Here is a 12429-nt window from a genome sequence, read left to right on the forward strand (position 1 = left end):
GTCAGGGCTGTGGCCTGACCTGTTGCTGCCCTTACTTGCTACGTTGGGCCAGCTTTTGTTCCAGGTAGTGAATGCTGGTGCCGCCTGCCTTGAAGCTGGCGTCCTGCATCAATTCCCGGTGCAGATCCACGTTCGTCTTGATCCCTTCCACCACCATTTCGGACAAGGCAATGTCCATACGGGCAATGGCTTGCTCGCGCGTCTTACCGTAGGTAATCAGCTTGGCAATCATGGAATCGTAGTACGGCGGCACGGTGTAGCCGGTGAACACGTGCGAGTCGATACGCACGCCAGGGCCACCGGGAGTGTGCCACTTGGTAATCAAGCCCGGGCTTGGTACGAAGTTGAATGGATCTTCCGCGTTGATACGGCATTCGATCGAGTGACCTTCAAACTCGATGTCACGCTGGCGCAGCACGAACTTCTCGCCTGCGGCCACTTTGATCTGCTCCTGGACCAGATCAATGCCGGTGATCATTTCAGTGATGGTGTGTTCGACCTGAATACGGGTGTTCATCTCGATAAAGAAGAACTCGCCGTTTTCGTACAGGAATTCAAACGTACCAGCACCGCGGTAACGCATACGACGGCAGGCATCAGCACAACGCTCGCCGATGCGTTCGATCAGGCGACGTGGAATACCTGGAGCCGGTGCTTCTTCAATCACTTTCTGGTGACGACGCTGCATGGAGCAGTCGCGCTCCCCCAGCCAAACTGCATTGCGATCCCCATCAGCCAATACCTGAATTTCGATATGGCGTGGATTCTCGAGGTACTTTTCCATGTAGACCTCGGGATTATTGAACGCAGCAGCGGCTTCGGTTTTGGTCGTGGCAACGGCCGTCAGCAAAGCGGCTTCGGTGTAGACCACGCGCATGCCGCGACCACCACCACCGCCAGAGGCCTTGATGATGACCGGGTAGCCCACTTCACGGGCAATACGCACGATTTCAGCAGGATCGTCGGGCAAGGCGCCATCCGAACCGGGAACCACAGGCACACCGGCCTCGATCATGGCTTTTTTGGCCATGACCTTATCGCCCATCGTGCGGATGTTCTCGGGACGTGGGCCGATAAAGACAAAACCGCTCTTTTCGACACGATCAGCGAAGTCCGCGTTTTCAGCCATAAAGCCATAGCCAGGGTGAATGGCTTCCGCATCGGTGACTTCTGCTGCCGAGATAATGGCAGGCATGCTCAGGTAGCTGTCACGGGCTTGGGCGGGGCCAATACACACGGCCTCGTCGGCCAGACGCACGTACTTGGCACCACGATCAGCTTCAGAATAAACGACGACTGTCTTGATACCCATCTCGCGGCAAGCGCGCTGGATACGCAAGGCAATTTCGCCCCGATTGGCGATTAGGATTTTTTCAAACATATCATCAACCGATGACGAACAGAGTCTGACCGTATTCCACCGGCCCGCCGTTTTCAACCAGAATTTCCTTGATCACGCCGGACTTGTCGGCTTCGATCTCGTTGAGCAGCTTCATGGCTTCGATAATGCACAAAGGCTCGCCTTCCTTGACCGTCTGGCCCACTTCCACAAAAGGAGCAGCGCCTGGGCTAGGAGCACGGTAGAACGTGCCGACCATAGGAGCCTTGACGGCGTGGCCTTCGGGAACGGCGGGTGCAGCGGGAGCTGCGGCAGGAGCGCCAGCGGCGGGGGCTACCACCTGGGCTACAGGAGCCTCGGGAGCATAGACCACGGGAGCTGCCGAGCTTTGCGAAAATTTCACAATGCGAACCTTGTCATCACCTTCAGTGATTTCCAGTTCGGCAATGCCAGACTCGGCTACCAGATCGATCAGGGTTTTGAGTTTTCTAAGATCCATGCGTACTTCCCGCAACGCCGCACTAGCCACTGACTGGGTCAGGACGGCATTAAAAAAATATTGGTCAAAAAAACGAAACGAACCGCCTAACTATTCAAAGCAAACCGCAGCGCGGCTTCATAACCGTAGGCCCCCAAACCAACAATGACACCGCTAGCGATGTCAGAGAGATAGGAGTGGTGACGGAACGGCTCACGACGGTGAACATTGGACAGATGAACTTCAATAAACGGAATACCGACACCGGCAAGCGCATCCCGTATCGCCACGCTGGTATGGGTGTAGGCCCCAGCATTGATCAGGATGAAATCCACGCCCTCGGTACGGGCTTGATGAATTCGATCGACGAGCCCGCCTTCGTGATTACTTTGAAAAAAATGACACTGCGCGCCATGCTGGTCGGCCAGCACCTGTAAACCACTGTTGATATCGTCGAGAGTCTGATGTCCGTAGACATCGGGTTCTCGGGTACCCAGCAGGTTGAGGTTGGGCCCGTTAAGGACCAGGACATGTTTCGCCATAGCGGATTTTTCGTCAAGACAGACCGCCTTTTTACGCTAAATAACGTCATTTGTCCATAAACCTGCTTGGCTTACAAACAGTTAGCATTGGTCCCATCCCGTTTGAAACAGGGGTGGACCAGACCGGCAATTTGACGAAATTAAGCGAAAAAGTCGGCCAGTTAGCGTTGAGCTTTAATAACTTCGTCCAACTTTTCGGGATCTATCTGGCCCAAAATGCGTTCGCTGACCCGGCCATTGCTGCCAAACACGACAGTAAAGGGCAATCCGCCCTTTTTATTGCCCACGCTACGCATTTGCTTCAGGCCGCCCGAGCCAGCCAGCAAAATGTCGTAACTGACCGGCACGCGTTCCAGAAACTCTTTCACGTTATCCAGCGAGTCCACTGCAATACCCACAAAGTTCACCTCGGGGTAGCGTTTGTGCAGTTCCTGCAGATCCGGCATTTCCTTGACGCAAGGTGCACACCAGGTCGCCCAGAAATTGACCACCAGGGGCTTGCCTATATAAGTAGAGAGCGCGCGATCTTCGCCCTGAAGATCCTTGAAGCTTTGCGCCAGGAAGGGGTCTGAAGGCAGCAAACTGGCCCAAGGGGCGGGATGCAGGGCCAAAAGACTTGCACACACTAGCGATTTCTGCAGAAAAAGACGCCTACGCATACCGGCTCACACCTGAAAAAATATCATCTGGGGATGATAGCACCGGCCCTCACCAAAGCTCACGCATCAGATCAAACAGTCGTCTAGAATACAGGCCGGAGGATTGTCATGCACATACATATACTAGGAATTTGCGGCACATTCATGGGTGGTCTGGCCCTGATTGCCCGCTCGGCTGGCCATACGGTTACCGGTTGCGATGCCGGGGTCTACCCGCCCATGAGCACGCAGCTGGAAGAACAAGGCATTGAGCTTATTGAAGGCTTTGGCGCAGAGCAAACCAGGCTGTCCCCTGATCTCTATATAGTGGGCAATGTAGTTACGCGCGGTAATCCTCTGATGGAAGCCATTCTGGATCAGGGTCTGCCTTATACATCCGGCCCGCAATGGCTGGGCGAGAACATTCTGCACAAGCAGCACGTTCTGGCCGTGGCCGGCACGCACGGCAAGACCTCCACCAGCTCCATGCTGGGCTGGATCCTGGAACAGGCCCAGCTGTCCCCCAACTTCCTGATCGGTGGCGTGGCCCCCGGCCTGGGTGTGTCGGCCCGCTTCAATCCAGAACAATCCTTGTTTGTGATCGAGGCCGACGAATACGACACCGCCTTTTTCGACAAGCGCTCCAAATTTGTTCACTACCGCCCCCGCACGGCCATCCTGAACAATCTGGAATACGATCACGCTGATATCTTCCCTGATCTGCACGCCATCCAGACCCAATTTCACCATCTGGTGCGTACCATCCCCTCCACCGGGCTGATTCTGCGTCCCACCCACACCCCCAGCCTGGACGAAACCCTGGCCCGTGGATGCTGGACGCCGGTTGAACAGTTTGGCCCCGACGGAGATTGGGACAGCAAGGCAATCAGCGCCACCTCTTTCGACGTGATGTTCAAAGGCCAGTCCCAAGGCATCGTCCAATGGACACTGACCGGCGAACACAATCGCCTGAACGCTCTGGCCGCCATCGCCGCTGCCCACCATGTGGGCGTCAAACCTGAACAGGCTTGCGCGGCACTGAGCCAATTCGCCGGCATCAAGCGCCGCATGGAAGTGCGTGGCGTGGTCAATGACATTACCGTCTACGACGATTTTGCCCATCACCCTACCGCCATTGCTACTACGCTAGCCGGTTTGCGCAGCCAGACAGGTAAAGCCACCCGAATTCTGGCCGTGTTGGAGCCACGCTCCAACACCATGAAGCTGGGTGCCATGGCTGCCCGCCTGCCCGGTTCGCTGGAAGATGCCGACCTGGTTTTTTGCTACGGCGAGACCCAGGGCAAGCACGCGCTGGGTTGGGATGCGGCCAAGGTCCTGGCTCCTTTAGGGGATCGCGCCACAGCGTGGAATGATTTGGATAAAATGGTTCAGGCCATTGTTCAGGCCAGCCAGCCCGGCGATGCCATTGTCGTGATGAGTAACGGCAGCTTTGGCGGCATTCATCAGCGCCTGCTGGATCAACTGTCACGCTGACCCTCTTATCTATATAGCAGGTGCCTCCATGATCCTCTATCTACACGGCTTTCGTTCCTCGCCTTCGTCCTACAAAGCGCAGCGCCTGAAACAAACCATGCAGGACAGGGGCTTGCTGCACCTGTGGCGCTGCCCGCAATTGCCCGCCAGCCCGGCCCAGGCCATTGCCATGTGCAAGCGCATTGTGGACACGGCAATGCAGGCGGGCATGAGCGCCGATCAATTGTGTGTGATCGGCTCCTCGCTGGGCGGTTACTATGCCAGCCACCTGGCGCAGCACTATCACAGCCGCGCCGTGCTGCTTAACCCGGTGGTCTACGCAGGGCGCGATCTGGCTACGCAGGTGGGCGAGCATGTCTGTTATCACTCGCCCGACCCGTTTCACTTCCTGCCCGACTATGTGGATGAGCTCAACGACATTCACGTACCACGCCCCAGCGATCCCCAGCGCTTTTACCTGCTGGCCGCCAAAGGTGATGAAGTCCTGAACTGGCGCGAGATGGCGGACTGGTACAAAGGCAGCCAAGGTCACATTCTGGAAGGCGGAGATCACGGCCTGACCGACTTTGATCCCTGGATCGACGAAATTTTGCGCTTTGCCCTGCAACAACCTTAACTATCTTTACCGGATGGCCAGCACCATCCAGATGGAAAATCATGTACGTCCTTTTTGAAGACAGCGGTAATTTCAAAGCAGAAAAAATATTTTCTGACAGCGATACCACCATGCAGGTGGAATCCGCGTCTGGCAAACGCAGCAAAATAAAGAAAAACAGCGTTCTATTTACCTTCGAGCAGCCCGCCCCGGCAGAACTGCTGGAAAAAGCCCAAGCGCTGGCCGAATCCCTGGATATCAATTTTTTATGGGAATGCGCCCCCCAGGAGGAGTTTGAAGCGTCCACGCTGGCACAGGATTATTTCGGTCACGCGCCCAGCGCTGTCGAAAAAACCGGCACCATCTTTGCCCTGCACAGCGCACCCGCCTACTTTCACCGTCGTGGCAAAGGGCTGTACCGCCCTGCTCCGCCAGAAATTTTGCAAGCCGCTCTGGCCGCCATTGAAAAGAAACGCCTGCAGCAAGAGCAAATCCAGACCTGGGCCGAACAGATGATCAAGGGCGAACTGCCGCCCGAAGTTGCCGAGAAAGCCAGCACCTTCCTGACTCAGCCAGACAAGAACACGCTGGAGTGGAAAGCGTTTGATCAGGCCCAGAAAGAACTGGGTGTCAGCACGGAAAAGCTGCTGCTGTCGCTGGGTGCCTGGTCCAATCCACTGACTTTGCATCAACATCGCTTTTTGGCCGCGCACTTCCCCAAAGGGACAGGCTTTCCGGAGATTGCCCTGCAAAATTGGGGGCAGGACCTGCCCGAGGCCGATGTCACCGCCTACTCGGTGGACGACGCCAATACGATTGAAATTGACGACGCCCTGTCCGTCCAGCATCCGGAACCGGGCCGCCTGCGTATCGGGGTTCACATTGCCGTGCCTTCGCTGGCCTTGGCTCGTGGCAACGAGATCGACCAGATTGCCCGCAATCGCATGGCAACGGTATACACACCGGGCTACAAGATCCCTATGCTGCCGCCCGAGCTGATCGCGCATTTCTCCCTGGATCAAGGGCAGACTCGTCCTACCCTGTCGCTGTATGTAGACGCCGACATCAGCACTGGTGAAATCCTGTCGCATCAGACTCGTCTGGAACGCATTACCGTGGCGGGCAACCTGCGCCAACACGAGCTGGACCCGCTCATCAGCGAAGAAGCTCTGGCCGACGAAAACGCCGAACTGCCCTATGCACAATGGCTGCGTCCGCTATGGAACTTCTCGCGCCAACTGTCAGCCCAGCGTGAAGCCGTGCGAGGCAAACCGGAAAACAATAACCGTGTGGAATACAGCTTCGAGCTGGATGGCCCGCACGACGATCCAAACTCCATCATTCGTCTGGTGCCACGCGTGCGCAATGCGCCGCTAAGCCTGCTGGTGGCTGAATACATGATTCTGGCCAATCAGCTGTGGGGCGGTTTGCTGGCCGAGCACAATGTGCCCGGTATTTACCGCTCCCAGCAGTTCATGCGTACGCGTATGTCCACCACGCCCGGCCCGCACGAATCCATTGGTGTGCCGCAATACATCTGGTCGACCTCGCCCCTGCGCCGTTATGTGGACCTGATCAATCAGGGCCAGATTCTGGCGGCGGCCGAGCACGGCATCTCCGCACGCCTGGCCGCCCCCTTCCAGCCCAAGGATGCGGATCTGTACGCCATTATTGGCGCCTTTGAATCGCAATACACCCAGTGGTCGGACTACCAGTCGTCTCTGGAGCGCTTCTGGTGCCTGCGCTGGCTGCAACAAAACGACATCAAGCAAGTCCAGGCCAACTTCATCAAGGAAGATCTGGTGCGCCTGAGCAATGCGCCGCTGGTTCTTCATGTCCCCGGCCTGCCAGCACTTGAACGTGGTCAGGAAGTCACGCTGGATCTGTTGTCCTTCGACGAACTGGCTTTGACGGTGGAAGCCCGTTTGCGCTCGGTCGCCACGGCTGACTGACGATCATGACCAAGCTCGACCGCCGCCACGCGCCCAAAGACTATTTGTGGCTGGCGGTCGCCCTTTCGGCACTGATTCATCTTTTGCTGATCTTCTGGCCGGCTCGCGCGCCCTCGCCCGCACCAGCCAACAGTCTGGATGTAGCACTGGTCAATTTCAGTACCGACTCGGCACCGTTAAGTCCCCAACTGTTAGCGCAGTTGAATCTGGATGGCGGCGGAGAGCATCAGCAAGGGCAAGCCAGCAATCCTTTGCCGCTGACCGATCCCAATCTGCCGAATCAGTTAGTGCTGGAAGCCTTGCGTGCACGCCAGCAAAGCCTGGAAGCTGAACAGCAGCGCCTGCTGGGCGAGCTGGAAAGTCAGGACAAGGCACCTTTGTCGACACCCAGCTTTGAATATATTGGCGCGTCCATTGAGCCCGGCCCGGACGACCATGATCTGGACCCACAAGTGCAAAATAGCCAACTGGCGATTTTGCGTGAGCAGATTCGTGAACAACAACGCCAACCCCGCTACCACTATGTAGGCCCCAGCGCCAAAGCCAGCGAACAAGCCCAGTACCTGGATCAGTGGCGTCAAAAAATTGAGCAGACCGGCACCCGCCACTATCCGAAGCAAAATGGCGAGCAACTGTACGGTCAACTGCAAATGACAGTCTATATCCGGCGCGATGGCAGCCTGCTGCGTGCCCAGATTACTGAGCCTTCAGATCAGGCCGCCTTGAATCTGGCGGCCCGCCGCATTGTGGAACTGGCCGCCCCCTTCGCCCCCCTGCCCGAACAAGTGGCTCCTGACGCGGATGTACTCGTCATTACCCGCAGCTGGAGTTTTACGCATGACAGGCTCAGTATGCACGGCACGGATGTGCAATAAGATCGTATTGTCCACAGCAAGCTCTGGCAAAAGCAGACCCTAGGGTAAAATATGCGCTTTCAGCCTTGGGGCTGACACCTCACAACAAGACAAGCATCGCTTAACCATGCCCGACACGACTCCCGCCAAGCGCTACGGCGTTATTGGTCACCCTATCGAGCACAGCCGCTCTCCACAAATCCATACGCAGTTTGCCAGCCAGTTCAATCTGGCCCTGAGCTACGAGCGCATTCTGGCACCACTGGATGGCTTTAACGCCACCGTGGAGGAGTTTTTCAAGGACGGCAGCGGCCTGAATGTCACCTTGCCCTTCAAAGAGCAGGCTTATGATCTGGTGGGCCCACGCTTGAGCCGTCGCGCTCGCATGGCCGGAGCCGTCAATACGCTATGGCTGGAAGATGGACAGTTGCATGGCTGCAATACCGATGGCGTGGGCTTGTGCTCGGACCTGCTGCGTGTCGGCCACAACCCGGAAGGCAAGCGTATCTTGCTGATCGGTGCAGGTGGTGCCTCGCGTGGAGTGGTGTTCCCCTTATTGGAAGCCGGTTGCGAAATGCTGCACATCATCAACCGCACCAGCGCCAAAGCCTACGACATTCGTGAGCAGGTCGTTGCTCTGGACCCGGATGCCTCCCGCCGCCTGAGCGCGGGCGGTCTGGACGATCATTGTGGCGACTGGGACATTGTGATCAATGCCACCTCGGCCAGCCTGAACCAGAATCTGCCCGAACTGCCAGATGCCCGTTATCGCAGCAACTCTCTGGCCTACGATATGTTTTATGCCAGCGAACCCACTGCCTTCATGCGTGCCGCCGAGCAAGCCGGTGCCACACATAGCAAAGATGGCCTTGGCATGCTGGTAGGCCAAGCGGCCGCCAGCTTTCAGATCTGGCACGGCGTAGAGGCCGATGTCGAACCCGTACTGGCCCAGCTGCGCCAGGACATCGGACAAATCTGACGTGCGTCGCCTTCTGGCCCATCCCTGGAAACTGGCTGGCCTGGCCGTTCTGGCCGTGGCCGCTGGTGTTCTGCTTTATCAGATCGCCCTGTTTCTGATGGTGCTCTGGTACAGCGTGGTGCCGCCCCGCATGACCACCTTCATGGCGGCCGAGCAGGGCCAGTTGCGCAGCGCCAATGCGGATGCCGAACTGCGCTATCAATGGGTGCCGTACGACAAGATCAGCGCCAATTTGAAACGCGCAGTGATTGCCTCCGAAGATTCGAACTTCCTGAACCATTCGGGGGTCGAATGGGATGCCATTCGCAAAGCCTGGGAATACAACCGTCGCCAGTCGGAAAAGGGCTCTACCCGCCGTCGTGGTGGTTCTACCATTTCCCAGCAACTGGCCAAGAATCTGTTTCTATCGGAATCACGCAGTTATCTGCGCAAAGGTCAGGAATTGATTCTGACCTATATGATTGAAACCGTCATGAGCAAGGAGCGCATCCTGGAGCTGTACCTGAACGTAGCTCAATGGGGAGAAGGCGTTTTTGGTGCCCAGGCGGCGGCACGCCACTACTTCAAGGTTGATGCGGCCAAGCTCAGTGCCATGCAGGCCGCCCGTCTGGCGGGCATGTTGCCCAACCCGGCCTACTATGACAAAAACCGTAACAGCCCCTATTTGCAATCGCGCACGCGCACTATCAGTCAACGTATGCGACAAGTCGCTATTCCCTGACTGCAATCCGCATTTTTGTTAAGCTAGCCACGTCTTTCCTGGGCCCTATTTTCATGCGCACCGCACGCCGCTATCTCGCTTCCGAAATCTATCGCTCCAGCGCCGTGGTGCTGATTGCCCTGCTTGGCCTGTTCACCTTTTTCGCCCTGATTGAAGAGCTGGACAAGGTCGGTTCCAAGTTCACCCTGATGAATCTGTTTTACATCCAGGCCCTGGAGCTGCCCACCCGTCTGTACGACCTGCTGCCCATTGGCCTGTTGATTGGTGCCACCCTGGCCCTGGCCAGTCTGGCTCAGCGCAATGAGCTGGTAATTTTGCGTGCGTCAGGCGTTAGCGGCCTGCACATGATGCTGATGCTCTGGACCATTACCCTGCCCCTGGTAGGGGGGGCCTTTGTTTTGTCCGAGTATGTCACCCCCATGGCCGAGATCAAATCCAGTGAGCAAGGCATGGCCTTGCTGGGACGTTCCGGTGGCGGCCGTCTGGACAGTGGCTACTGGTTCAAGGAGAGCAATGACAGTGGCGGGGTGCGCATCATCAATATTGCCAACCTGCAGGGCGATGGCAAAGTAAGCGATGTCAGCGTGTTCGACTTCTCGGATGGGCAGCGCCTGAGTGCAATGACTCAAGCTCCCAGCGGACAGTTCCACAAGAACCAGCTGGACTTGCAGGACGTTACCGAAACCCACGTCAATGAGCAGGCCCACACGGCTCTGTCACAGGATAAGGCGCCTGATCAAGCGCTGGTCAAAATTGAAAAACGCCCCACCTTGACGCTGACCACCACGCTAACGCCGGATCGACTGATTGCACGCGTCGTGACACCCGAGCGCATGTCCATTCTGGACCTGAAGGATTACATCGGCTACTTGGACGCGAACAAGCTGCAGACCAAACGTCAGGTTGTGGCCCTGTGGCGCAAAGTCGCTTACCCCTTTACCTTGCTGGTCATGATTACCATTGCTGCGCCTATCGGCTTCATGCAGACCCGCCACGGCGGTGTGGGCACCAAGGTCTTTACCGGTATCTTGCTGGGCGTGGGCTTTTTCATGATCAATCAGTTGGCCTTGAACGTGGCCATGCTCAGCAATCTGGCGCCGTGGGTCACCGCTCTGGTTCCGAACCTGATCGCCATGGCCATGGCCTTGAGTGCTCTTATCATGATGGAAAACCGGCACAACCGGCGTCGTCGCAACTCCAGCACAACCAACTAAATCATGTCCTTAGCTACTTCCCCCGCCATCTGGGCGATTGGTGATATTCAAGGCTGCTGCCGCCCCCTGGACAGCTTGCTCAGCCATCCTGATATTGCAGCCGACAGCCAGGCCAAATTCTGGTTTGCAGGCGATCTGGTCAACCGTGGCCCGGACTCTCTGGGAGCGTTGCGCCTGATTCGTTCTCTGGGCGATCGCGCCGTCTGTGTACTGGGCAACCACGACATTCACTGTCTGGCAGTCGCTGCCGGGGTGCGCAAGCCCGGCAAACAGGATACCTTGCAGGAACTGCTGGCCGCGCCGGACGCACAAGAGCTGCTGGACTGGCTGCGACACCAACCGCTGGCTCATTATGAGCATGGCCATCTGATGGTACATGCCGGAGTGCACCCCGACTGGAGCCCGGAGCAAACGCTGGAATACGCCCACGAGCTGGAAGCACTCTTACGTGCGGATGACTGGCAAGAAAAGATTATTGAGTTGTTCGGCAACAACCCGGATCGCTGGGATGCTGGGCTACAAGGCTACGATCGCCTGCGCGCCATTGTCAGCACCTTGACCCGCATGCGCATGTGCGATGTGAATGGCCGCATGGACTTCAAGCACAAGGGTGCACCGGATGCCGAGTCCGGCTTGCTAGCGTGGTATGAAATGCCGAATCGCGCCTGTGCCCAGGTTCCTATTATTTTTGGACATTGGTCTACGCTGGGCTTGCTGAACACGCCTACCGTGATCAGTCTGGATACCGGCTGCGTCTGGGGTCGCCAGCTTAGTGCTGTACGCCTGCAAGACCGGCATCTGGTTCAGATTCACTGCCCGGAAAGCAAGAAACCGGGCTAAAGCCATCAGGCCTCGACAGTGACGGCCTCGGGGCACACGACCGCACGGATCTGTTCACGAGCTGTTTGTGCCGTTTGCGAACGTCCCCACTCCGTACAGGATTGAGCCGGCATCAGGTCCAGAAAATGGCAGTGCACAGAGACATTACGCGCACTGAGCAGAACCCAGATATTGCCAACCAGAGACTGCTCGCCCACAAAGGCAAAGCGCTCACTGCGCTGGCCTTTCTGCTCAAATACCAGAGCCACCGGCTGAATATCCACATTCAGGCTGATAGCCGTCTCAAACAAACTGGCGTGGAAAGGCTGTACATCCAGACCGGTTGAAGTGGTGCCTTCAGGGAACAGACCTACGGCATCACCACGCTCAAAGCACACAGCCATTTGCTGGCTGACAATCTGAATGGCACGACGCTGCCCGCGCTCAATGAAAACCGTCCCTGCACCCGCCACCAGCCAGCCAATCACTGGCCAACGGCGAATATCGCTTTTTGCAATGAAAGAGGTACTACGCACGCTGTTGAGTACAAAAATGTCCAACCAGGAGATATGGTTGGACACATAGAGCACGGATCGATCCTGAACGGCCTGGCCGTGCTGCAGCACACGCACGCCGCAGATCAGCATCAAGAGGCGCGACATGCGCAACACCATGACGCGGCGCCCGCCTGGACGCAATACCGGAAAAAGCAGACCGACGCTTAACAAGCCGACCACGATCCACACAATCAGAGCGACAGCGCGCCAACTAAAACGAAATAAACTAATCAAAAGGCTGCAACCT

Annotated in this window: 13 protein-coding genes; 8 read left to right on the plus strand and 5 right to left on the minus strand. The window is 57.1% G+C overall.

What is annotated here, in order from left to right:
* Positions 1 to 31 precede the first annotated feature (31 nt).
* The 4 genes from accC to NBV64_RS15955 all read right to left on the minus strand — a co-directional run bounded on the left by accC (position 32) and on the right by NBV64_RS15955 (position 2985).
* Complete coding sequence (gene accC / locus NBV64_RS15940; RefSeq protein WP_009460612.1) at positions 32 to 1381, minus strand: acetyl-CoA carboxylase biotin carboxylase subunit; 1350 nt, start codon at positions 1379 to 1381, stop codon at positions 32 to 34.
* Positions 1382 to 1385: 4 nt separating this feature from the next.
* A complete protein-coding gene (accB, locus tag NBV64_RS15945) occupies positions 1386 to 1838 on the minus strand; it encodes an acetyl-CoA carboxylase biotin carboxyl carrier protein (protein ID WP_009460610.1) in 453 nt (150 codons plus the stop codon).
* Positions 1839 to 1924: 86 nt separating this feature from the next.
* On the minus strand, positions 1925 to 2359 hold the full coding sequence (gene aroQ, locus NBV64_RS15950; protein WP_009460608.1) for a type II 3-dehydroquinate dehydratase: 435 nt from the start codon (positions 2357 to 2359) through the stop codon (positions 1925 to 1927).
* Between the two features lie 161 nt (positions 2360 to 2520).
* Positions 2521 to 2985: a TlpA family protein disulfide reductase gene (locus NBV64_RS15955; protein WP_232466626.1), complete on the minus strand. Its 465-nt coding sequence runs from the start codon at positions 2983 to 2985 to the stop codon at positions 2521 to 2523.
* 141 nt (positions 2986 to 3126) lie between these two features.
* Between NBV64_RS15955 and mpl the strand changes: the two genes are divergently transcribed.
* The 8 genes from mpl to NBV64_RS15995 all read left to right on the plus strand — a co-directional run bounded on the left by mpl (position 3127) and on the right by NBV64_RS15995 (position 11646).
* Positions 3127 to 4491, plus strand: a complete 1365-nt coding sequence (mpl, locus tag NBV64_RS15960) for a UDP-N-acetylmuramate:L-alanyl-gamma-D-glutamyl-meso-diaminopimelate ligase (protein WP_060186662.1) — start codon at positions 3127 to 3129, stop codon at positions 4489 to 4491.
* A 28-nt stretch (positions 4492 to 4519) separates the two neighbouring features.
* Positions 4520 to 5107 (plus strand): YqiA/YcfP family alpha/beta fold hydrolase, encoded by a 588-nt coding sequence (locus tag NBV64_RS15965; protein ID WP_009460602.1) that lies wholly within the window; start codon positions 4520 to 4522, stop codon positions 5105 to 5107.
* Between the two features lie 41 nt (positions 5108 to 5148).
* The gene (locus NBV64_RS15970; RefSeq protein ID WP_022983598.1) at positions 5149 to 7038 is read left to right on the plus strand and encodes a ribonuclease catalytic domain-containing protein; all 1890 of its coding nucleotides are present in this window, start codon (positions 5149 to 5151) and stop codon (positions 7036 to 7038) included.
* A gap of 5 nt (positions 7039 to 7043) precedes the next feature.
* The gene (locus NBV64_RS15975) at positions 7044 to 7913 is read left to right on the plus strand and encodes an energy transducer TonB (RefSeq protein WP_250756132.1); all 870 of its coding nucleotides are present in this window, start codon (positions 7044 to 7046) and stop codon (positions 7911 to 7913) included.
* Positions 7914 to 8019: 106 nt separating this feature from the next.
* A complete protein-coding gene (aroE, locus tag NBV64_RS15980; RefSeq protein WP_035270447.1) occupies positions 8020 to 8871 on the plus strand; it encodes a shikimate dehydrogenase in 852 nt (283 codons plus the stop codon).
* 1 nt (position 8872) lies between these two features.
* Complete coding sequence (gene mtgA / locus NBV64_RS15985) at positions 8873 to 9592, plus strand: monofunctional biosynthetic peptidoglycan transglycosylase (RefSeq protein WP_035275164.1); 720 nt, start codon at positions 8873 to 8875, stop codon at positions 9590 to 9592.
* 53 nt (positions 9593 to 9645) lie between these two features.
* Positions 9646 to 10806, plus strand: coding sequence for an LPS export ABC transporter permease LptG (gene lptG / locus NBV64_RS15990; RefSeq protein ID WP_086061563.1), 1161 nt, complete (start codon positions 9646 to 9648; stop codon positions 10804 to 10806).
* A 3-nt stretch (positions 10807 to 10809) separates the two neighbouring features.
* Positions 10810 to 11646, plus strand: a complete 837-nt coding sequence (locus NBV64_RS15995; RefSeq protein WP_250756133.1) for a symmetrical bis(5'-nucleosyl)-tetraphosphatase — start codon at positions 10810 to 10812, stop codon at positions 11644 to 11646.
* Between the two features lie 5 nt (positions 11647 to 11651).
* Here the strand turns inward: NBV64_RS15995 and NBV64_RS16000 are convergent, their stop codons facing one another.
* Positions 11652 to 12416, minus strand: coding sequence for a lysophospholipid acyltransferase family protein (locus tag NBV64_RS16000; RefSeq protein ID WP_009460588.1), 765 nt, complete (start codon positions 12414 to 12416; stop codon positions 11652 to 11654).
* Between the last annotated feature and the right edge of the window lie 13 nt (positions 12417 to 12429).

Source organism: Alcaligenes sp. DN25 (assembly GCF_023674485.1).
GTDB lineage: Bacteria > Pseudomonadota > Gammaproteobacteria > Burkholderiales > Burkholderiaceae_B > Alcaligenes > Alcaligenes phenolicus.